Below are 23,421 nucleotides of genomic sequence, written 5' to 3' on the forward strand. Positions count from 1 at the left end.
TAATGAAGCAACTACAAAAATATCTGTTTGTTGTATTACTCATTATTCTGAGTATTCCTGTTTCGGGGCAACGTTTGGTGCAAGATCCGAAGCTGACCAAGGGCGTACTTAAGAATGGTTTCAGCTATTATATTTATCCAAGCGATGTAGGCGATCATCAAAGTTCTATCCAACTTTTTGTGAAAGCTGGTTCGCTTCAAGAGAAAGATTCTCAACGCGGATTGGCGCACTTTGTAGAGCACATGGCTTTTAATGGAAGTAAGAACTATCCCAAAAATGAGGTCATCACCTATCTTGAATCTTTAGGGGTGAAATTTGGAGCCGATCTCAACGCATACACGAGTTACGATCAAACAGTTTATAAAATAACAGTTAATACCTCTAATCTAAAGCAGTTAGAAAAGACAATTGATATTGTTGCAGATTGGGCCTTTGAACTTTCATTTGATAGTTTGGAGATTGAAAAGGAGCGAGGCGTGGTAATCGAAGAATGGAGAACCAAACAAGGAGCTTCAGCTAGGTTATCTGAGCAGTACTTGCCTTTGATATTTCATCAATCGCGTTATGCAGAGCGCCAACCAATTGGAACGCTGGATATACTTAGACATTTCAAACATTCGGAAATAAAGGGTTTTTATAATGAATGGTACCGACCAAATTTATTGGCGATAGCAGTTATATCTAATCAAAATGTAGGCGCTATTGAAAAGTATATCAAAGAACAATTTGGTAAAGCTAAAAATTTGAAAAACAGTGCTGAAAGGGTAGTTTATAATTTGCCTAAACACAATGACACCTTGTACAGTATTGCTACTGATAAGGAAGAAAATGATATCGATTATTCTTACATCACTAAGTTAACGGCACTTTCGCAAATCAATTCAGTAGATAAATTTAAAGAACTGCTTGTCAGAAGTTTTTTCAACGGCCTGTCAAAAAAGAGATTTGAGAGATTGACTCAGCGCAATAGTATTTTCAAGTCTGGATCAATGTCGGATATTGATTTGATGCCGAATATTGAAGTTGCAGTAGGTGGTGCTGCGCTATTTGAAAGTGATATTGCATCTGGAATTAAGAACTATATCACTGAGCAACAGAGAATTTTGAAGTATGGTTTTACCTCAGAGGAGCTATCGGATTATCGCAAAGAATTTTTAGCCCAATTGAACAGGGCAGCTCAAAATACTAAGACGAGTGCGATATCAGTAATCGAATCGGTAAAAGAAGATTTCTTTAACGGTAATACGGTAATTAGTCGTGAACAAAGACTTGCTTTGCAGCAACAATTGCAAAGTGGTATTGACTCATTGACCATCATGTCTTTTATCGGAAAAATAAATCAACCTGGTAATACCGTAGTGATGTTAACAGGACCTGATCGAGTAAAACATATTTTACCAAATCAAAGCCAGCTTCAGTTATGGCAGGATAGTATCTCCAGACTTCCTTTGGAGCGTTGGTCTGATCATGAAATTGTACCTACAAAGCTTTTGACATCTTCTCCAATTCCTTCTAAAGTATTGAAGAAAGAATATATTGCCGAGATAGATTTACATAAATGGCAACTGGCCAACCATACTACGGTTTACTTGAAACAGAGTAAAGGTCGCAAAGATCATATTCAATTAACTGGATTTAGACAGGGAGGTTATAGTGTTTTAGATTCAACCGATGTGGTGAATGCTTCTTTTGCCCAAAGTATTGTTGCAGCAAGTGGTGCAGGTAATTTCTCAAGAAGAGCATTATCAAAGTATTTGACGGGTAATAGCGCAACAGCAATGATGGTGCTTTCTAAATACAGAGAAGGTTTAGCGGCTAGCGCTAGTTTGAAAGACATCAAGACGATGTTCGAACTGCTATATCTAAAGTGGACTGAGCCTCGTGTAGATCGTGATGTTTTTGAGTTGCAAAAAAGAAAGGCTTTAGAAAGTGTCAAAAACAAAGAGAACTCTATTACCAGTCAGTACAACAGGTTAATCACTCAAAAACTATCTGGTGAAGAAAATGAAGAGATTGACGAAAATAGAATTTCAAATGATCTGGTGTTGAATAAGATTTTACCAACTTATCATAAAAGATTCAATTCGGCAAAAGGATTTGAATTTGTAATTATTGGTGATTTCGAGCTAGACGCTGTTGAACAATATGTAACCACTTATTTGGGAGGGCTGCCTTCTAGTGATCTTGTAGAAGACAACAAAGCTAAACCTTTACCTGTTGGCGAGAATGCATCCATTTTGATGAAAGCGGGAGAGACCGATAGAGCGACCGTTAATATTATTTTTCAAAATAGTAACGTCGTAAACGATTATCCAGAGATCATTACTTATGAAATTTTGCAAGAGGTGCTTAAGGTAAAATTGAGGGAAAATCTTAGAGAAAAGAACTCTGGTGTTTATGGTGTTGCTGTGAATGTGAGTGCAACTTCTATCCCATCAACACTGTTACGTGCTAGAATTGGATTTAGCTGTTCTCCAGAAAAAAGGGAATTTTTGATCGAGCAGGCAAATAAAGAGATCGATTTAATAGCAAAGAACCCAGCATATATCGAAAAAGAACTCGACAACATCAAAAAGCAGTTAATGGTAACTTATGATAAGCAAAAGGACAAAGAGACGTTTTGGAGTGCCGAGCTTAGAAATCATATTTATTACCACTTCAAAGACTGGTCTTTATTTACCAAGTATCCAGAAATGGTAAGCAAAATACAAAGTAAAGATATCAGTCAAGCAATTAAAAAATTACTACTTCAGGGAACAAAAGTTACCGCGGTGCTTACTCCCGAAGACAAACTAGACAATACAAAAAAATAGAAATTATGAAGCAAGCAATTTATTTATTTTTTCTTTCTACGATCTGCCTTTTCTCGGCTTGTAAAAAGTATGAGGTAGGTTATGAAGGAAAGGCTATGTTCAGTAGCTATACACTAGAGTCTTCTTCTAATCCCGATCTTGCCAAACAAGTAAAAGGAGTTATAGAAGGCGATAATGTTTATATCCGTGTTCCTAATTCAGTTAATATTAACCAAGCTATACCATCATTTACGGTGGATGATCAGTCTATTGTATATATCGGTAATAAGGTGCAGCAAAGTGGATTTACGCCTGTTGATTTAAGTAAGACGGTACAATATCGAATTGCCACTCCTAAAGATATGTCGGTGGTTAATGTGCATGCCTTGCTTAATGCAGCTATCGTATCATTTGGTTTTTATGCAGAAGATAATGATGGCGTACTATTCAAGAATTATACGGGAACCTTTAATGGTCTTAAAATTCAGGTGAATTTGCCTACAGATGCTGACGTGTCAAAACTTGTTGCACGTTTTGTAACCACTAGTGGTGCAGTTGTTAAGGTAGGAGGAGTTACCCAAACTAGCCGCCAATCGAGTAATGATTTTACTACATCGGTTACTTACCAAGTTACTGATGCAGAAACTACTGTTCCAGAAGATTTCGTGGTTTCTATTGGCCGTTTAACAGCGCCAGAATGGATCGATATCGTTTCAGCTAACCTTTCTGCCTACAATGTGGCTGAAGTTAATTTGGCTATAAATCCTACTACAAATTACCCTGTGATTATATTTGCTAGATCAGCAGTAAATAACGACCTCACTACTAGAAAGGCAATAGTATCATCTTACAATGGTACAACATGGAATTTTGTAGGTGATCCGGAAGGAATTTCTACGGGTCGTGTAGAAACGGTTGGCATAGACATAGACCAAACTGGTGTAATATATGCTGCATACAAAGACCACAATATACTAACTGGAACAGACCTTACACAATACGCTTCTGTACAAAAATATAGCGATGGAAATTGGTCGTACCTATTTAGACCACAAGCAAGTGCACAAAGAACAAGCTACCTTCACATCGCAACTACGCAATCTGGTACGCCAATCATTGGTTACGCAGCAGCTAGGGCCGAGGGAGGAGCGGCCAATAGGTCTCCGCAATCAGCTTTCTTCGTTAATAATAGTTGGTTGACGAAACCTATCGATGCCTCGCCTGCAACCTTGTATACTCGTATCAGAAAAACTAGAGATAATAAAGTCTACTATGCAGTAATGGATGGAATTTCTACAACCAGAAAACCTACATTGTATAGGCTAAATGAGACTACCTTAAATTGGGAAGTAGTTGGTACTCCATTAATATCTCCTGATGCCTCGGTGGTAGGTGCTGCGGTAATGGATATAGAGACCTCTGAAAATGGTGCGGAAGTGTATTTGGTATTTCAATCTCAAGCCAACACCAATAAGTTTTCTTATGTGATGAGGTATAACGGCACTTCATGGCGACAAATTGGAGATGCAATCAGTCATACGGCTAACAGTAGCGGACAAAGAGACAATATTGCTTTAGCAATGCATCCAAATGGAACGCTTTACTTTGCACACGGTGATGCTAATGGATTAAAGGTTCAAACATTTAATACCAATACTCAAAACTGGAATCCAGCAACCACAGTTCAATCGGCTGCACCTGATAAAATTACACTACGTATCTCGGAAGAAGGTATTCCATACCTTTCTACAGTAACTGACGGGAAAATAAAAGTGTTTAAATATGATATTCCTTAATTAATATGATTTTTGAATAAATATTTCATTATTGTATTCAGACAAAAGCCCTAAGCACATCCGCTTAGAGCTTTTGTTTTTATTAACGATGAGTTTTAGTTGTAGGTTTTAAGTGGTAAGCTATAAGCCTGTTCGGCAAAACTTATAACGTACTACTTATTACTTACCACTTACTTGACAATAAAATAACCGACAGCCAGCCAAACCAAGCCTTTTACCAAAAAGAACATAAAGCCCCAAAAACCGACTCTTTTAATCCATTTTTTGAATTTCTCTGCTCGTTCTGTTTTCATAACTTAAAGTTTAGCTATTTAAAATTATAATTACACCTTGGCGAGGACGCCAACTCAGGGGATTCATTTGTGAGCGTTTCCACCAACAAATTTTTACTTTATATACTTTCTAAATCTTAGTGTTCATTTTCCGCCAATTTTCTCACCGCAATGATTTTGAACTCCTTGATTCCGTCAGGCATTTCCCAGTTAATTAAGTCCCCAGTTTGGTAACCCCATAACGCAATGCTGATAGGGGCAAAGATAGATACTTTTTGTTGTTTTATGTTAGCGTCTTTTGGTAAAACTAATTTAAACACAAAAGTTTGGCCGTTGTCTGTGGCTTCTATCTTGGCTTCTGTGTATAGAGAAACCACATCTGTAGGAAGCTCATCATCTTCGAAAATTTGAGCATTTTTAACTTCTTCTTTTAAACGAGATTTATTGTAATCGCTCATGATCGCCTTTTCCAAGTGCTCGTTTAAAAATTTGTAATCGCTTTTAGACAATAAAATTGATTTAGTCTCCATTATTAATAAAATAAAGTGAATTGATAGCCCCGAAAACAAGGCGTTAATTAAAATCAGGAATGGTTATCCCCCGAAATCATTTAAAAAAGAAATGTAGATATCGGGGTTTATTTAATGAAATCCTTGCTTTGATTAAGCGCTATAGGATTTAAAGAAATGCCAAAAATTGGCGTGTGGTAAGCTACAAAAGACATCAATCTATCCTGCCTCTTTTTCAAGAAGCCCACAGATAATTGATATGTTGATGTTTTATGCATTTAAGCAAAGATGCTTTTGTTGGAGGAGAAAAGCAAAAAGAAAAGGTTTTGTTACAATTGTAGGACTATTAAAAAAGACAGGTTTTCTGTTTTTAATAGAAAACCTGTCTAAATTCCTCCCCCTTTAATCCCCTCCGAAAATCGGAGTAAACTCTCCAAAGGGGACACATGGTGCTTAAGCATTTTGCATATCCCCCTCTCCGAGGGGGCAGGGGGAGGAAAATAACATTCGCCAATATTTGTGTCCACACGATAGCGTCTTTGAGGTGGGTAGGCCTAGGTAGTTTTTCACAGTTTGTTTTATATTTTAAAAGGTGTGAAAGATTGCTTCGCAATTTGTTGCGCCAAAGTACCCAAAGCGCTTGTCAATCTCCTAAGGTGCCTTTCCACAAATCCAACACATCAAAAACAGTATCGCTGCCTGTCAGAAATAGACAGGCTTAGGCTCGTTGGTGCGAATTTTTCGTTACTGCTTCTTTTTTTGATTTGGCTGGCACTGAAGATTGACGTCGTATTTGGCGAAATAGCGGTTTTATGAAAGGAACTTAGCGAGACTCCACTGGAGACAGTTTCTTATTAAGGCTATTAAGCGAAGACATTGGCTTCAATTCCCCTCTTTTAGAGGGGTGCCCAACGGGCGGGGTGTTTTTTACGTTCAAGCAAAAAGGCTACGATAAACGCAGCCTTCAAGTTAAAATATGATAAAAATGAAATATTACACCAAATCAAATCGGTCTAAGTTCATTACTTTGGTCCACGCAGCTACGAAATCATTAGCAAACTTTTCTTTGGCATCTGCACTGGCATAAACTTCAGCAATGGCTCTTAACTCTGCATTAGAGCCAAAAACTAAATCGGCACGAGTAGCAGTCCATTTGGTTGTGCCAGTGTTACGATCTTGACCTTCATACAACTCCTTATCTTGACCAGTAGCTTTCCAAGCAGTTCCCATGTCTAATAAATTGATGAAGAAATCATTTGTTAACTGCTCAGGTTTTGAAGTCAAGACACCGTGAGCGGAGCCATCATGGTTGGCATTTAAAGCACGTAAGCCACCTATTAAAACAGTTAATTCTGGTGCAGTTAAGGTCAATAATTGTGCTTTATCTATCAATAACTCTTCTGTAGAGGCCTCAGTACGCCCTTTTTTGTAGTTGCGGAAACCATCAGCAATTGGCTCCATATAAGCGAAAGAATCAACCTCTGTTTGTTCTTGCGTAGCATCTGTACGGCCGGCAGTAAATGGAACTTTGGTATTTAAACCTGCGTCTTTCGCCGCTTTTTCTATCGCTGCCACACCCGCCAGTACAATTAAATCGGCTATTGAAACCTTTTTACCATTGCTTTGGCTATCATTAAATTGTTTTTGGACAGCTTCTAAGCTTCGTAAAACTTTATCTAATTGAACGGGGTTGTTCGCTTGCCAATAACGTTGAGGCGAAAGTCGGATACGAGCACCATTAGCACCGCCACGTTTATCGCCGCCACGGAAAGTAGACGCCGAAGCCCAAGCTGTTGATACTAATTGCCCGATAGATAAGCCTGTTGCGAGTATATTTTCTTTTAACGAAGTAATGTCATTCTCATCAATTAAGGGATGGTTTACCGCAGGAACTGGGTCTTGCCAAATCAATTCTTCCGCTGGTACTTCCGGACCAAGATAACGAGCTTTTGGTCCCATATCACGATGGGTTAACTTGAACCAAGCACGAGCAAAGGCATCTGCAAAAGCATCAGGGTTTTCTAAGAAACGTCTTGATATTTTTTCGTAAGCTGGGTCGAACCTTAAAGAAAGGTCGGTGGTTAGCATGGTTGGCTTATGTTTTTTCGAAGGATCAAAAGCATCGGGAATAATCTCTTGGTCGGTTTTAGCTACCCATTGGTGCGCACCGCCTGGACTTTTAGTTAATTCCCATTCAAAAGCGAACAGATTTTCGAAAAAGTTATTGCTCCATTGGGTTGGGGTGGTCGTCCAAGTCACTTCTAAGCCGCTGGTAATGGCGTCTGCACCTTTTCCACTGTTAAAGCTATTGTTCCAGCCAAAACCTTGCGATTCTAGTCCAGCAGCTTCTGGCTCTTTGCCTACATGATCTGAAGAAGCAGCACCGTGGGTTTTACCAAATGTGTGTCCACCGGCAATTAAAGCTACAGTTTCTTCATCATCCATTGCCATGCGTGCAAACGTATCACGGATGTCTTTTGCTGCTGCGATAGGATCGGGGTTGCCATCTGGTCCTTCCGGATTTACATATATTAGCCCCATGTGCGCAGCAGCCAATGGTTTTTCTAAATCTCTGGAGTGTTTTCCGCCGTCAGCATCTTCATCAGAAGATACCACACCATGTGCTGCTACACCTTCCGAGCCTTTGGAATAACGTTCATCATTACCTAACCAAGTAGTTTCCGAGCCCCAATATACATCCTCGCTTGCTTCCCAAACATCTTCACGACCACCAGCAAAACCAAAAGTTTTAAAACCCATCGATTCTAAGGCTACGTTTCCAGTTAAGATCATTAAATCTGCCCAAGATATTTTGTTGCCATATTTTTGTTTGATGGGCCAAAGGAGACGACGAGCCTTATCTAAACTCACGTTATCTGGCCAGCTATTTAATGGGGCAAAACGCTGTTGTCCCTGTCCGGCACCACCACGGCCATCGCCTACACGGTAAGTACCTGCACTATGCCATGCCATACGAATGAATAAACCACCATAATGCCCAAAATCTGCAGGCCACCAATCTTGCGAATCGGTCATTAACGCATGTAAATCTTTCTTCAATCCTTCGTAATCTAGGCTGTTAAAAGCTGCTGCGTAATCAAAATTATCGCCCATTGGGTTAGATAAAGAAGAGTGCTGGCGTAAGATGTTTAATTTGAGTTGTTTTGGCCACCAATCGCGATTTCGGGTACCGCTGCCGCCTGCATTACTTTTCATGCTACCATTATGAAATGGGCATTTGCTGATGTCTTGAGAGTTGTTTTCCATGCTTAATTAATTTTGTTAATGATGTATGGTATTTTTTCAATTGCCTTAAACTTGACCATTGAAAAGACATTTCGCTGTTTGTTTTGTTTGCTATGTCTATACCTTTTGGTGAATTAAAGGTACGGGACTTGGCTGAGGATATCAAAGTGCTTTTCTCTATAGGTAGATAGGCAAAAGCTATTTCACTTTAAAAGATTGCTTGCCATTAAGTAAATCCCAAAATAGCATAAAGTCGCTGGCTAAGCTGTAGCCTGGATATTTAAAAGTAGCTGGTTTGTTTTTTTCAAAAAAGAAGTGCCCAACCCATGCAAAGCCATAACCAAGAAAGGGTACTGCTAAGATAAAGCGTAGGTCGTGGAAAAGTAATCCGCCAATTAAAGAGACAACAACTAATGCCGTGCCTATAAAATGGAGGACACGGCTAGTGGTATTTTGATGCTCACTAAGGTAATAAGGATAAAACTCTTGGAGAGATTTGTATTTTTTGGCAGTCATTCTTCTTAATTGTTTTATTATAAATTGTGTCAGTTCAGTTTGAAGACGTATTTGTAGTTCTATTAATTTGCATTAAATACTTTTTTAGCTCGCCGCCGCTGGGCTCTTACTTTTTGACCGCAAAAAGTAACAAAAACTCCCGGTTGCTTATTTTTCTTTCAAAGAAAGTAGCTTGGCTTGTTAGGTGCAATCCGAAAAATAAGAGACCGGAAATTAGCTGAACGGAAGATTGAAGTGCTATCGCTAGCGAACACCTTATTCTTATCCCAAAATCACCCTAAAATAACTATAATAATTTATGTTGTTGTAAAAAAGCATGTAAATTCTCTGGATGAACGTCCATCAACAGCGTGTGTAAACCTGCTTTCTTAGCACCTTCAATATGTTGTGGGCTGTCATCAATAAAAACAGTTTCTTCTGGATTTAGATTGTTCTCTTTCAATACCATTTCAAAAATAGCAGGATTTGGCTTGCGCATAGTAGTGTCTTGAGAAAAATATGCCCTTTCGAAGAAGTCATCGTAGTTATTGAAACCGAAATCTTTTTGTAGATAGGCTATGATCCAATCGTAGTGGATTTTGTTGTTGTTACTTAATAGAAAGGTACGATATTTCTTTTTTACTTCTAACAATACATCATGGTTATTTCCAGAAACACCAATCAATAGGCTGTTCCAAGCATCATCTATTTGTTGGTCGGTAAGGTCTAATTTATTGGCTACTTTTCTAATTCCTTCTCTAAATTGAGCAGGAGAGATGCTGCCGGTTTCAAAATCGTCAAATAATTGATTGTGTCCTTTATGTGCGAAAAAATCGTTTACATTGGGAATACCTAATTGTGAAAGTGCATTTTGTGTTCTTAAAAAGTCGATAGCAAAGATTACATTTCCGTAATCGAAGATGATATTTTTGATGTTGTTCATTAGACTAAGCTATTTTACTGCAAATATGGGTCTTAACGAGCATAAAACCTAATTCAGGTGATGTGGTGTAATGGTATTTTCTCATTTTTTAGTAGCAATAATTATAGATGAAGCGTAGAATAATCATGAAGAATTCGAAGCTAAACTGTTGGGAAATAGTTTGATGCTGGTGATGTTGATTTTTAATTGAAAAAGTTTTTCCGAATTTCATTGCAATTCCTTAACATTGCACTCGCAAATCTCAATAGAGATTTCGGGGCCTATAGCTCAGTTGGTTAGAGTAGAAGACTCATAATCTTTTGGTCGCTGGTTCGAGCCCAGCTGGGCCCACTAACGTCCTTCACGGTATCGTGAAGGACGTTTTTTATTTTTATTTCTTTTGTAAATTGTCCGCTTTAGGATTTTTACTGAGCTTAAAGTGGTTGATTTTCAAATGTTTGTGTTTTTGTATCGGTTCGATTTTCACCGTGTATCTTTTTTATTGTATTCACCTTTTATTGGTGCGCTATTTTGCTTTTAAAATTTTAAAGGGATATTTTTACGATCAACTTCGCTATTGTCCGACATATAGAATTTCTGGTGAGAAAAGTTCGTTTTAGCGGAACGAATTAGATGTATTGTTCGGTATTCCATACAAGAATTATTTGTGAATAAATAAACCACAAAGTTCAATATATCAGTGCGTTTTATTAATTTTGATGTATTTAAATTACCAAAATGCTCTATGCATAAAATCGTTTACACGCTTTTATTATTGCTCGCTACGCAATATTCATCACTTTACGGACAAGCTCCTGTGATTAATTCAGTATCACCTTCTAAAGCCGAAATCGAAACTGAGGTTATAATACAAGGTTCTGGTTTTAGTGCCGATGTTAATCAAAATTCGGTGTTTTTTGGTACAGTTAAATCTAGTCTTGTTTCGGCTACGGCTAATAAAATTGTGGTGAAGGTTCCTAGAGGTGCAAATCTCGATTTTATATCTGTGCTTAACCGCACTACTTCACTTTACGGTAATTCTAAAACACCTTTTGTTGTAACTTTCCCGTCTTCTAATAATTTCAGTTTTGCTGACATGTCTCCAAAAATCAACGTAACGGGGCCTTACGGTTATGTTTCAGCATTTGGAGATTTAAATGGAGATGGTTTTCCAGATATGGTTGTGGTGAGTATTGTTAATAATACCATTACCGTAATTAAAAACAAAGTTAAAGTTGGTTTTACTGACCCAAGTTCTTTTGGAGATGAAATTATACTGTCTACAGGGAAAAAGCCAGCAAAAGTAAAGTTGATAGATATTAATGGTGATGGTAAAAAAGATATTGTTGTAGTAAATACAGACGATAACAACATATCGGTGTTTCAGAATAAAATGGTTGACGGTAGTTGGGACGCCACTTCTTTTTCTTCGAGAATAGATTTTGCTGTAGGAACTGCGCCAGTAGACTTGGCTACGGGTGATTTTAATGGCGATGGAAAGTTTGATTTGGCCATACTAAACCAATTTTCTAAAAACGTTTCAATTTTAGAAAATTTACGAGGTAGTGGAGAAATTGGAGCGCAGTTTTTTGCTGCAAAACAAGATTTTACAGTTACTAATAGTGCCGTTTCTATTACCGCTGCAGACCTTAATAATGATGGCCAATTAGATGTTATTACAGCAGATAAATGGGATAGTAGTGTTACGGTTTTAGAGAATAAAACTTCCAAAGGTAGTACTGGATTTAGCTTTGGGCAAGCACAGCGTTTTCAGGTGGGTTTTGAACCTAATTCTGTTTTAACTGCCGATATAGATGGTGATGGAAAGTTGGATTTACTTACTGCGAATTTAACTGGAAATTCTGTGTCGGTTTTGGTTAATAATAGTTCAGGTTCTGCGCTACAGTTTAAAGCAAAAGCAGATTTTTCAGTAGGAAGTGGTGCAAGAAATATGGCGTTGGGAGATATTGATGGAGACGGAATGATTGATGTTGTAGTTGCTAACTTCACCGCTTATCAAGTTACAATCTTACGTAATTTAAGTGCCGTAGGGCAAGCTTCTTTTGCTAATCCAGAAAAGATGCAACTCGACACTTATCCAGGTGCTGTAGATTTGGTAGACATAGATCTTGATGGACGGGTAGATTTATTTACTGCCGTAATTGGAGGTAATTTTGTTTTAAGAAATGATCCAGTGCTACCGCCTGTTATTACATCTATTTCTAAGCTAAAAGGTGAAGTTGGAGACGAAGTGATTATTGAGGGTAAAAATTTCAGCGCTAAACTAAGCGATAATGTTGTTTATTTTGGTGGGGTACAGGCAAAAGTAATTGTCGCCTCCCGCGAAAAATTATCAGTTACTATACCTAAGGCCGTTTCGTTTGGTCAATTGAGCGTACTTAATAAAGAAACGAGAAAAATAGGCATAAGCACCTCGTTCTTTTCGCCCGTGTTTCAAAGTAAGCAATCTATTAAATCTACCGATTTTACAAATGAGATTAATGCCAACCTAGCACAATCCTGTACACAAGTTTTATCAGGAGATTTAGACAATGATGGACTTCCAGATATCATTTATAATAGTGTAGCTACCAATTCAATTCATTTTTCTCGAAATAATGCTAATTTGGGAAAATACTATAGCCTTTTTGATAATTCAGAGAGTTTGGAAACCGGCAAAGAACCTTATTATTTTCAATTAGGAGATATGGATAATGACGGCCTGCTGGATATTGTAGTATGTAATACCAAAGACGGCACTCTTGCTATTTTTCGTAATACCTCAACACCTGGCCAAATTACTTTTGCGCCAAAGGTTACCATTAAGCTACAGAGCGAAACACCTAATATACGAGGTTTGGTAATTGCCGATTTTAATGCGGATGGTAAATTAGATATTGTAGTAAATGGCATTTTTGCCTACGTATTTATTAATACTTCTAGTGGTGGCAATTTACAAATAGCATACAAAGGAACCTTGTCATCTTTTGGTCCAGGCTACACTATCTCTGTTGATAAAGCGGTTGCAATTGATTTGGACCAAGACGGAAAACCCGAATTGGTAGCTTCAGGAAATGGTAAGCTGGTTTATTTTCGTAACACTTCTACTAAAAGTGACATCTCATTTGCTGCGCCTGTAGATATTAGTCCTAGGCCATCGTGGGGGCTTATCAGCGATATGCAAGTTGGTGATATGAATGGAGATGGGAAAATGGATATTGTGATTGCGTTTGTTAAAGATGTTTACGTGCTTTTAAATAATTATGAGGCAGGTTCAGGTCTTTTTACAATCAGTAATTTAGTTTTGCAGAAACCATTAACAAATGATCGTGGCAGGTTAGACAGATTGAGTTTAAGCGATATGGACGGAGATGGTAAACTTGATATTGTTGCCGCTAGTTATTACGAGAAAACTATTTCCATTTTTAGAAATGTGTCTGAAGGTGATCAGCTCGCTTTTAAATTTAGAGTGGATCTTAACACAAGGTATGAGCCAGAGGGTCTTTGTATTGTTGATATTGATATGGATAACAAGCCAGATATCTTTTTAGCCGAACGTGTACTTTTTGCTTATCTCAACAAACCACAGAGTGAAATACAGACTACACCACCAGTTATTACCAGTGTGCCTTTACATTCAAAAGTTGGAGAAAAGATCACTATTTTAGGAAGTGGTTTCCACACCGATAGTAAACTTAACAAGGTAATGTTTGGTTCTGTGCCAGGTAAAATAGAACAAGCATCGGCTAACAGCTTAACGGTTACTGTGCCAAAAGGTGCAGTGTATGGCAAAATATCTGTACTTAATACAGAAACTAGGTTAACGGGCTATTCAAAAACCTATTTCAGTACTACCTTCGATACTAAAAATCATTTTTCGGAGAAAGATTTTACTTCTGCCATAAAAATAGTGAGAGATTATACTGTAAACCATGGTGATTTTCTTAAGCTTGATGCAGAAGATATGGATGGCGACGGTATGACAGATCTAGTACTTTCCTTTGCCTTAGGTAACATTATCTATCGTAATGTTGGCAATCAAACCAAACTGTCCACCAATAGCTTCGCACCAAAGTATGTGCATCCTACGGGAAATAGAACTGCCATGCCTATTCTTCAAGATATTAATGGCAATGGTGTGCCAGAGGTAATAAGGGGCAATAGCGTAATTCTTATTGATAACCGATCTGAGCCTGGAAAGTTAGAAACGGTGAATACTAGTTTCTTTTCTGAAAAAGGAAATTTATTAGCCAGTAGCGATATCGACTTGGATGGGAGACCTGATATTATTACTTCACATTTCGATAGTTGGACAGGTCCAAATGTTCTTTCGCTGAAGAAAAATATTGCTTTAGATTTTAATTCACGATTTCTGCATTTTATAGAGTTTAATACTAGACTAGAAGTTTCAAATAGGTCCTTATTGTCGGATGATTTAGATGGCGACGGAAAACCAGAGGTGCTAAGTATAGGTAATATAGGAATGGGCAAAGAAATTGCTATCGATATATTTCTAAATAATGCCACCATTGGTTATATGGACGATAAGATGCTTTTACAGCACCTGATTCTTTCGGCAGAAGGCGCTGTAATAAAATCCAAGTTGGTAGATGTTAATGGAGACGGTAAACTAGACATTGCAGTTCTATCGTCATACAATAGATTGGTGTTCTTTTTAAACATTACTACCGAATTGGGAAAAATAAAGTTTGCTCCACCTGTCTATCTAAATTTAGATAAGGCAGATATTTGTCACGATTTTGATTTTGCAGATATAGATGGAGATGGTAAGGTGGATATAGTGGTTGCTTCTTCAAATAGTTATTTACAGCTTCTTAAAAATTTTGTTACAAGAGATTTGATAAACGAGAAGAGTTTTGTAATAGTGGCAAGAATACCAATTGGAGAGGGACAAAAGAGTGTGAAATTGGCCGATTTTGATGCTGATGGCAGGTTTGATATTGTAGCTCATAGTGCCGACCATTTGTATTTGATACCGAGTTTGATCAACGATTATCCGTATCTTAAATTATCTAAAGATTTGGCCCACTATAACGCTGCGCAAAATCAAATGAAGTTAGATCAGGAGATTGTTGTTTCTTATTCTGGAAAAATAACTAAGGCTGAAATTGGTATTAGAAAGAATTTTAAGTCTAGAGAAGATGTGTTAGGATTATTAACGGGTGCTAACTTTGGAAATATAGCTGCTAATTTTGACCAAACCAAGGGTGTGTTGCTACTTACTGGAAACTCCAGCACAGTAACGCAATGGAACGAAGCACTTCGTAGTGTGTATTATAAAAATGAAGCACAGCAACCAGATACTTCGAAGAGAGAAATTAGTTTCCAATTATTTCATGATGGCATTGAGGGAAATTTAGAAAATTTACTGCTGCAGCCCCTAGCATTACCGATTATCGATAGTTTTACGCCAGATGCAGGCATTGCTAATACAGAAATAACGATTATTGGTAAATACTTTATAGGAGCAACTGCTGTAAGTTTCGGCGGTATTCCTGCAAAATCGTTTAAAGTGCTTTCTACTGGTAAAATCATAGCAACATTAGACGTTGTTGCTAACACTGGTGAGATTAAAGTTGTTACGGCTTTGGGCGAAGCGCTTAAAGATGGTTTTGAATTTATCCCTAAACCAATTATTACTCCTTCTGGACCAGTTATAATGTTTACTGGTGATCAAGTGTTGCTTTCGTCAAATTCTAACTCAACATTTGCTCACACCTGGGTAGCAGAGAATGGACCAACGCTAAATAGCAAGTCAAATACGCATTTAGCTACAACAGGAGGTAGTTATTTCGTTATTGTAAATAGAAAAGGATATTACCTTAGCTCTGAAAAAGTACAGGTTAACCAATATCAGCAACTTCCACCAAATCATTTTAAGATTACGACTACCGGTATAAGTTGTAAAGGAATGAATAATGGAAGTATTCAGATCAAAGTTGCTAATCATTCTTATCTAAATTTTCAAGTGAAAGTTTCTCAAGGAAGTGATACTACTTTTCATCGCATCAATGATTTGCTTCCGCTTAATGTTAATGATTTGGCTGCCGGGAAATATCATATCTGTATAAAAGTTGATGGGCATTCAACGTTTGAACGTTGTAGCGATGTTGTAATTTCTGAACCTAGTCTTATTAAGTTGGTTACTGCAGTTAACCCTACAAGAGATGAAGTGAAATTAATGCTTACAGGTAGCACAACCTATCATGTATCGATTAATGGTGTTCAAAAAACCACGAGCGACAGTACACTTGTATTGCCATTACAAAAAGGTGAAAACCTGATCAAAGTGAGTTCTGATTTAACTTGCCAAGGTGTGATAGAACATAAATTGTACGTAGGCGATTTATTAACCTTATATCCAAATCCTGTGAGAGATAAGCTCAAAGTAGTTTGGAATGGTGCGTCGCCAAATCAAAATTCTATAGTCGAAATTTTTGATATCAATGGCAGGCGGAAATATAAAACTACCTATTCAGAAAAATTGGAAATAGGCGTTGCTAGTTGGCAAGTTGGGACATATATATTAAAGTTTACCTCAGGGAAAAAGACGGAAACAGTTAATTTTATCAAAAACTAATGAAAAAGCTATTTTACATTCTGATATTATCGGTTTTCGTGTTTTCTTGTAAGAAAGATAGTGGTGATGATGAAAAGATAGCGCTTGTTAGCCCAGCGAAAGGTGAACTTTGTACTTCGGGCCGTATTGTGAGTTCAACAAGTAGTACGGTTATGTTTAAGTGGGCACCCATTTCTGGAGGTAGAGACTATCAAATTACTTTTAAAAACTTAGCACTTGGTACAACAGAAAGTAAATTTATCGATGGATCTGGTGTTTATGAACATGCATTATTAAGAAATACGCCGTACTCATGGCAGGTAACTGCTGTAGCATCTAATGGAAAAACCATAGCTAGTGAAACTTGGAATTTTCATAATGCTACTCAGGGCGACATTTCTTTCGCTCCTTATGCTGCGGAGCTTATCTCACCCAAAAAAAATGCAATATTGGCTCAAGGTACAACTAAAGTAACGTTAATTTGGAAAGGGAGCGATGAAGAAAATGACATTGAGGAATACGAAGTTTATTTCGGAAAAACCATAACCCCGTCTTTTTATCAGAATACTAAAGAGACTGTAATAGACATTCCAATAGAGGCGGGGTCTACTTACTACTGGAAGATTTTAACGAAAGATAAAAAGGGAAATATTTCTTATTCTGATCTTGGGATATTCAAGACTAATTAGATGATAACCATGGGTATAACTACTTACTTATGGTTCAATTTTTACCCCGTATCCTCTGCTTGATTCTTTCTTAAATCGATTAAAAGCCTCAAATCATCCATAAAACGGTTCAAGTTTTTCCTTGCATCACACAAAGCTCCCCATTTTCATGAGGAGCTTTGTGCGATGCTTAAATAGCCTTCTAATAGTACTCTGATACTTCTAGTACAGGCCGCAGGCATTTGCAAGCGAGGGGTTCGGAAAAAATAAACTGAGACTTGATCATTGATGGATATTCCTAGAACAATAAATCAACCTTCAATATTCAAACGCTTTAAAATAACTGAACGTAAATGCGCTTCATTTGTATCGCCCCAATTTCCCAATGCAGCGATTACGGGAATTACCGTTTGGCCGAACTCCGTTAAACTGTATTCTACTTTTGGCGGTACTACAGGATAGATTTTCTTGGTGATCAAGTCGTGGTCTTCGAGTTCTTTTAACTGAATATTAAGCACTCGTCTTGTGGCATCTGGAATTTTTCGTTGTAGTTCACTTGGACGCTGATGTCCTTGGTGGATAAACCATAACAAACGGATCTTCCATTTTCCGTAGAGCACTTCGCCAATCAAATCTAAACCACAATTGAGGTTTGGTGTAATTTTTCTTTCATACATCAAACAAATGTAAACCTATGTTCCAAATTGTGCAATAGGGGAAAAATTTATCCCTATCCGAATCGTAACTCCGTACTTGTGAGAACTATACATAAGTCTGAATTTTGTCCTAAACAATTAAACAATGAAACAGGATTTTAATTTCAATAATGAGTTATCAGGCAAAATTGCTTTGGTAACTGGTGGCACAAAAGGAGCCGGAAGTGCAATTGCAGAAAGGCTTTTACAAGCTGGGGCAACAGTAATTATTACTGCACGAAATGCACCTGAAAAGGAAAATAACAACTTACATTTTATTCCTTCCGATTTAAGCCAAGCAAAAGATGCACAAAAAGTAGTGAACGAAATACTATCCACTTATGGAAAACTAGATATTTTGATCAATAATTTGGGTTCCTCAGTTACGCCTGCCGGAGGTTTTGCAGCTTTAAGCGATGAAGATTGGGTGTTGACCTTACAAGCTAATCTACTTGCTCCTGTGCGACTTGACAGAGGGTTTTTACCGCAAATGATTGAACGAAAAACTGGTGTGATCATTCACATTGCTTCTATTCAAGGTAAACTACCACTTTATGATTCTACCTTACCTTATGCCGCTGCGAAAGCAGGATTGATTAATTACAGTAAAAGTTTATCTAACGAAGTGGCACCAAAAGGTGTGCGTGTACTTACGGTTTCGCCTGGATGGATCAACACCACAGCATCAAAAGCTTGGCTGAGTGAAATTGCAAGAAATGCGAACAGTACTGTAGAAGAAGCGCAACAAGGTGTAATGGATGCCTTGGGTGGAATTCCTTTTGGCAGACCTGCTGAACCAGAAGAAGTAGCAGAATTAGTTGGCTTTTTGGTTTCGCCAAGAGCTAATTATTTAACAGGGACAAATTTTGTAATAGACGGGGGCACTGTGCCCACAATTTAATCATCTAAAAAAATAAAAATATGAACTTACCCAAAGTAATCGTAGAATTAGTAAAAACACAAAACAACTTTGATAGCGCTGCTTACGCAAAATGTTTTACAGCAACAGCAGTAGTTTTTGACGAGGGCAAAACACATCATGGCAGAAAAGAAATAGAAACTTGGATTGAAAAGGCCAACAAGGAATATCAGGCAATAATGAAGCCTCTTGAATATTCGGAAACAGCACAAACGCTGAGAACTGAAGTTTCAGGAACGTTTCCAGGAAGCCCGATTATAATGACTTATCATTATGAATTTGAGGATGGATTAATTCAATCGTTAAAAATTGTGTAAGGCTAGTTTAGTAGCTGCTCCCCTCTGGTTTAAGTGTTCGCTCTTTCAGCGGTCACTTAAACCATAAATGCAAACGAAGACTACCGATAAATCGGTACAAGTTATGTTTGGAAATAATTATACAACAAAGTCATAAAAACAAAACCACTAAACATCGGTCATTCTTTAAAATAATTTAATACACAAAGATATTTCGGTTTGGAGACCTAGGGTTTTAAGAGAGATTTAAGTGACACTGCGGAACACTTAAACCAGAGGGGTGGCTTTTAAACACGGTAGTTTTATCGGACTTTGCTTCCTAAAAGTCATTTTGAATACTCGATATATTATTTCTATTACCTTAAAATAATTGCTAACTATTTTAGAAAACTAAAGATATTAGTATATTTGTTTTTGTGATTGGCAAACACAATCATATTGTTTTAATTAAGCTGACCGACCATGAGAGTAAATATCAAAACCGAAAATAGGGCAATGGAAAGGCTGGAGCCAATCCTTAAGGAAACTTTTGCTGGACTAAATTATTTGAACGTGAGTGAGGATAGCGAATATTTTTATATGGAATTTGCCTCAGCCACCAAGGATATGGCAAAGGTGATGCGTGAATTGGATGGTTTGGTTAAGCCTTATATCCACAAATATGGTGATGAAAATACAGCTTATGTTTTCCATATCTACAAAGGAAAAGAGTTGGTCAATATTATTCGATATCATGAAAAACACTATGGCTATCGGGTAGCGGTTAAAACGGATGGAGAAGTACAACAACTATTTGTAGTGGACCTCTTGGGTATTGGTGATTATTCGGTTTTCAATCAGCACTTTGAACAATTAGGTTTGATGTACAGACCAGTGCGTACACCTGCTATTGGACAGTATCGTATGGATCTTCCTACTTCATTTTCGGATGCTGGTTATTGGGCTACTTCGAGTAAAGTTTTGAAGCCTTATCTGGAAAAGATTGTAAAGGGCATTGCTGCACAATTAAACAGGGATACTGGTGCTTAATATGTTAAAAATAATAGTCATGGTCAATTAAAAGCGTGTCTAAACTCTAGCGGTGTCTTTTGGGTTTTAGCCTTGAACAATTTGCTAAAGGACTGTGAATGCTCAAAACCCAAGATGTAAGCGATCTCGCTAATGCTCAGATTTGTACTAGACAGTTTCTCTTTTGCACTTTCGATCAATTTATAGTGTATGTACTGTGTAGCGTTCTGTCCAATGAGTACCCTGAGCAAGTCGCTGAGATAACCTGCAGAGATGTTGAGCTGATCGGAAACGTATTGTACGGAGGGTAGACCTTGTTCGAGACCTTTCTGCTGATTAAAATATTCATCAAGTATAGCTTCTGTTTGTTGTAATAGGTCGGTATGTGGTACTTTTCTAGTAAGGAATTGTCTTTTGTAGAAGCGGTTGGCATAGTTCAATAAAAGGTCAAGCTGGGCAATCACCACGTCCTGACTGAATTCATCGATGCGGTTGTCCAATTCTTCTTTGATGATTTGAAATACCGATAAGATGGTCTTTCTTTCTTTGTCTGAAAGATGCAGCGCCTCATTTACGGCATAAGAGAAATAAGCATATTGTTTGATTTTTTTTGCTAATGGCGTGCCTAGCAGATAATCTGGATGGACCAATAGAACAAACCATTCGGCGCTACCGCTATATTCTGTACTTCCTACCAACTGGTTGGGGGCAAGGAACATCATACTACCTTCATCGAAATCATAATAATGCTGTCCATAGCGTACTCTGCCTTTGTTGTCTATGATAAAGGTAATTTTATAAAAACTTAAGACATCATAGGCGGGAAACTGTATGGCGTCGAAGCAACTGTCTTTACGCATGTGCGTTAAACCATTGTGGCTCATCCAAATGGCGGTATAAAAGAACAAACTGCTGGCCTGTACGCCCAACATTTAGCGGAAAAAGGATACATCGCCATTGCAGCTGATGCCGCTTATCAAGGAGCTAGTGGTGGTGAGCCTCTTCGTACCGACAAACCAGCATTTAGAACAGAAGATATTAGAGGAATGGCAGATTTTATCAGTCATTATCCAGGGGTAGATGCCAACCGTTTGGGCGCATTAGGTATTTGCGGTGGTGGCGGTTATACGTTAAAAGCAGCACAATCAGACAAGCGTTTAAAAGCTGTGGCTACCTTAAGTATGTTCAATTCTGGCGAAGTGAGAAGAAATGGTTTTCAAAATTCTCAATTAAATACCGTGCAGGAACGCTTACAGAAAGCAACTGAAGCTCGAGAACAGGAAGCGGCGGGTGGTGAAATCATTTATGCAGGTGTGTCTAGTATCACCGATGAGGAGATTGCGAAAACCAAACCTGATTTGTATCGTGAAGGATATGAATATTATTACCGTTCGCATGCGCATCCCAATTCTACATTTTTGTACACGATGAGTAGCTTGCTTGATTTGATGACTTGGGATGCTACTGCTGGTATCGACTTAATAAATCAGCCTCTTTTGATGATAGCGGGCAGCAAAGCTGATACAAAGTACATGACTGATGAAGTCTTTGGAAAAGCTGTTAATACAGTCGAAAAAGAACTTTTTGTCATTGATGGAGCTACGCACATACAAACCTATTGGAAACCAGAATATGTTTCTAAAGGTGTCAATAAATTAGTCGAATTTTATCAAAAAACCTTAATAAATAGAAAATGAAGTTTAAACTGAATTTTGTGATTCCATTAGTTTTGCTTACGATGACGGCATTTGGACAGGATAAAATTACTGAAGGTACAGCTTCTGCTATTTTTCCTTTAGGCTCAAAAGTGAAGAATGGAAATTTTACTGGTGAGGTTTGGCTGCAGATGTTGGTTCCTAATGATACGGTGTACAATAGCAATATTGGTTCGGTAACTTTTGCACCAGGTGCCAGAATCAATTGGCATTACCACCCCGGCGGACAACTGCTACTGGTTACAGATGGAAAAGGCTTATATCAAGAAGAGGGGAAACCCTATTGAAACCATTAAGAAGGGAGACGTTATAAAATGCCCACCCGAGATTAAGCACTGGCATGACGCTACACCTCATCATCAGATGATACATATTGCCATTGGTACAAATACACAGAAAGGTAGTGTAATCTGGTTAGCACCGGTAACAGAACGAGAGTATAGACAATAAAATCAAAGTCTGCTAAAAGTAATTAGATACTTATTGATTTATGATGCAAGATTTGCTTAGTATTAATTTCAACAAAAAAGCATTTAACTTGTTATAAATAGCTGTAAATTGTATTTGCCAAATTTAAATTAATAAGTGCATTGATTTGAAATTATTAACATACATCAAGAACTTTAAATAGGAGGTACGCTAACTTTGTGACCTTAATTTATAGTTGAATTAAGCTAAATTTTAATCATAAAAAACAAAAAAATGAGAAAATTACTTTTTGCGCTTCCTGCGCTTTTTTTACTGGCTTCTTGTGGAGGTTCTTCTAATAATAATGCAGAAACAACTACCGAGCAGGCTGCTGCCGAACAAAAAGGTGAAAGTTTCGCCATTGACACCCTTACTACTTCGGTAGATTGGAAAGGCGCTCACAAAGGAGGTTTAGCACCACGTTGGGGTAAAATTGGTGTAAATTTAGGAACTGTTTCTGTAGCAAAAGATTCTTTAACAGGTGGTGAGTTTTTGATCAATATGAACTCTCTAACTGTAGATCCGGCATCTGTAACAGAAGAAGGTAAAAAAGCTACAGATCTCGAAGGACACTTGAAAGGTGCAGATTTCTTTGACGTAGCTAAAGCGCCAACTGCAAAGTTTGTAATTACCAAAGTTGAACCATATGCAGCAACAAAAGAAGCTAGTTTAACTGCTGATCCTAATTATTTGATTAGTGGAAATTTGACGCTTAAAGATAGTACGTTAAACGTAACGTTTCCAGCTAAAGTTCAGGTAACTCCAACTTCGGTTACTGCAACTGCTAAATTTGTAATTGATAGAAGTGCTTGGGGAATCAATTATAAAACAGAGGGAAGTCCTGAAAACTGGATGATTTCAAAAGACGTAGAGATTGGACTTACCATTAATGCTAAGAAAAACTAATGTGAAAGCATTTGTAAATTAAAAACAGCCTAGCAAGAAAATTACTAGGCTGTTTTTTTATAGTATTGATATGTTTTTAAATAGTTCGTTATCAGGTTTTCAACTGAAGTTTAGATGAAACTTGTTCATTTGAA

At 37.7% G+C, this 23,421-nt stretch carries 18 protein-coding genes and 1 tRNA gene; 11 read left to right on the plus strand and 8 right to left on the minus strand.

Annotated elements, in window-relative coordinates:
* The first annotated feature begins 2 nt into the window (after positions 1-2).
* Entirely contained in the window at positions 3-2,813 is a 2,811-nt protein-coding gene (locus CRO54_RS02235) for a M16 family metallopeptidase (RefSeq protein WP_097128218.1), read from the plus strand.
* Between the two features lie 5 nt (positions 2,814-2,818).
* The gene (locus tag CRO54_RS02240) at positions 2,819-4,588 is read left to right on the plus strand and encodes a hypothetical protein (protein WP_097128220.1); all 1,770 of its coding nucleotides are present in this window, start codon (positions 2,819-2,821) and stop codon (positions 4,586-4,588) included.
* A gap of 170 nt (positions 4,589-4,758) precedes the next feature.
* Here CRO54_RS02240 and CRO54_RS02245 read toward each other — a convergent pair whose 3' ends face one another.
* The 6 genes from CRO54_RS02245 to CRO54_RS02265 all read right to left on the minus strand — a co-directional run bounded on the left by CRO54_RS02245 (position 4,759) and on the right by CRO54_RS02265 (position 10,053).
* Positions 4,759-4,881: an alanyl-tRNA synthetase gene (locus CRO54_RS02245; RefSeq protein ID WP_097128223.1), complete on the minus strand. Its 123-nt coding sequence runs from the start codon at positions 4,879-4,881 to the stop codon at positions 4,759-4,761.
* A gap of 116 nt (positions 4,882-4,997) precedes the next feature.
* Positions 4,998-5,390 carry a GreA/GreB family elongation factor gene (locus tag CRO54_RS02250; protein WP_097128225.1) on the minus strand — a complete coding sequence of 131 codons (393 nt, stop codon included), beginning with the start codon at positions 5,388-5,390 and terminating at the stop codon, positions 4,998-5,000.
* 107 nt (positions 5,391-5,497) lie between these two features.
* The gene (locus CRO54_RS21095; RefSeq protein ID WP_171047806.1) at positions 5,498-5,647 is read right to left on the minus strand and encodes a hypothetical protein; all 150 of its coding nucleotides are present in this window, start codon (positions 5,645-5,647) and stop codon (positions 5,498-5,500) included.
* Positions 5,648-6,362: 715 nt separating this feature from the next.
* Positions 6,363-8,636 (minus strand): catalase/peroxidase HPI, encoded by a 2,274-nt coding sequence (gene katG / locus CRO54_RS02255; RefSeq protein WP_097128227.1) that lies wholly within the window; start codon positions 8,634-8,636, stop codon positions 6,363-6,365.
* 177 nt (positions 8,637-8,813) lie between these two features.
* On the minus strand, positions 8,814-9,131 hold the full coding sequence (locus CRO54_RS02260; protein WP_097128230.1) for an Mpo1-like protein: 318 nt from the start codon (positions 9,129-9,131) through the stop codon (positions 8,814-8,816).
* 286 nt (positions 9,132-9,417) lie between these two features.
* Positions 9,418-10,053, minus strand: a complete 636-nt coding sequence (locus CRO54_RS02265; RefSeq protein ID WP_097128232.1) for an HAD family hydrolase — start codon at positions 10,051-10,053, stop codon at positions 9,418-9,420.
* A 256-nt stretch (positions 10,054-10,309) separates the two neighbouring features.
* Between CRO54_RS02265 and CRO54_RS02270 the strand changes: the two genes are divergently transcribed.
* From CRO54_RS02270 to CRO54_RS02280, 3 genes are all read left to right on the plus strand, one after another.
* Positions 10,310-10,383: transfer RNA gene (locus CRO54_RS02270), tRNA-Ile, on the plus strand.
* 394 nt (positions 10,384-10,777) lie between these two features.
* Positions 10,778-16,633: an FG-GAP-like repeat-containing protein gene (locus CRO54_RS02275; protein ID WP_097128234.1), complete on the plus strand. Its 5,856-nt coding sequence runs from the start codon at positions 10,778-10,780 to the stop codon at positions 16,631-16,633.
* On the plus strand, positions 16,633-17,301 hold the full coding sequence (locus CRO54_RS02280) for a fibronectin type III domain-containing protein (RefSeq protein ID WP_097128236.1): 669 nt from the start codon (positions 16,633-16,635) through the stop codon (positions 17,299-17,301). Before CRO54_RS02275 ends, CRO54_RS02280 begins: the two co-directional genes overlap by 1 nt.
* 290 nt (positions 17,302-17,591) lie before the next feature.
* Here CRO54_RS02280 and CRO54_RS02285 read toward each other — a convergent pair whose 3' ends face one another.
* Positions 17,592-17,957, minus strand: coding sequence for a winged helix-turn-helix transcriptional regulator (locus CRO54_RS02285; RefSeq protein WP_097128238.1), 366 nt, complete (start codon positions 17,955-17,957; stop codon positions 17,592-17,594).
* Positions 17,958-18,081: 124 nt separating this feature from the next.
* On the opposite strand from CRO54_RS02285, the gene CRO54_RS02290 reads away from it, so the two are divergent.
* The 3 genes from CRO54_RS02290 (at position 18,082) to CRO54_RS02300 (ending at position 20,219) form a co-directional block, all read left to right on the plus strand.
* Entirely contained in the window at positions 18,082-18,876 is a 795-nt protein-coding gene (locus CRO54_RS02290; RefSeq protein ID WP_097128240.1) for an SDR family oxidoreductase, read from the plus strand.
* 20 nt (positions 18,877-18,896) lie between these two features.
* Positions 18,897-19,211, plus strand: a complete 315-nt coding sequence (locus CRO54_RS02295; protein ID WP_097128241.1) for a nuclear transport factor 2 family protein — start codon at positions 18,897-18,899, stop codon at positions 19,209-19,211.
* Between the two features lie 441 nt (positions 19,212-19,652).
* Positions 19,653-20,219 (plus strand): hypothetical protein, encoded by a 567-nt coding sequence (locus CRO54_RS02300; RefSeq protein WP_097128243.1) that lies wholly within the window; start codon positions 19,653-19,655, stop codon positions 20,217-20,219.
* A gap of 23 nt (positions 20,220-20,242) precedes the next feature.
* Here CRO54_RS02300 and CRO54_RS02305 read toward each other — a convergent pair whose 3' ends face one another.
* Positions 20,243-21,082, minus strand: coding sequence for a helix-turn-helix domain-containing protein (locus tag CRO54_RS02305; RefSeq protein WP_244904279.1), 840 nt, complete (start codon positions 21,080-21,082; stop codon positions 20,243-20,245).
* Here CRO54_RS02305 and CRO54_RS02310 point away from each other — a divergent pair.
* The 3 genes from CRO54_RS02310 to CRO54_RS02320 all read left to right on the plus strand — a co-directional run bounded on the left by CRO54_RS02310 (position 21,074) and on the right by CRO54_RS02320 (position 23,287).
* Positions 21,074-21,895 carry an alpha/beta hydrolase gene (locus CRO54_RS02310; protein ID WP_240774994.1) on the plus strand — a complete coding sequence of 274 codons (822 nt, stop codon included), beginning with the start codon at positions 21,074-21,076 and terminating at the stop codon, positions 21,893-21,895. The two genes, CRO54_RS02305 and CRO54_RS02310, sit on opposite strands and share 9 nt — an antisense overlap.
* Positions 21,892-22,200 (plus strand): cupin domain-containing protein, encoded by a 309-nt coding sequence (locus CRO54_RS21320; protein ID WP_205943941.1) that lies wholly within the window; start codon positions 21,892-21,894, stop codon positions 22,198-22,200. The genes CRO54_RS02310 and CRO54_RS21320 overlap by 4 nt, the downstream gene beginning before the upstream one ends.
* A gap of 415 nt (positions 22,201-22,615) precedes the next feature.
* Complete coding sequence (locus CRO54_RS02320) at positions 22,616-23,287, plus strand: YceI family protein (RefSeq protein ID WP_097128247.1); 672 nt, start codon at positions 22,616-22,618, stop codon at positions 23,285-23,287.
* Positions 23,288-23,421: the final 134 nt, after the last annotated feature.

Origin of the sequence: Pedobacter xixiisoli, from assembly GCF_900215335.1 — a bacterium.
Lineage (GTDB): Bacteria > Bacteroidota > Bacteroidia > Sphingobacteriales > Sphingobacteriaceae > Pedobacter > Pedobacter xixiisoli.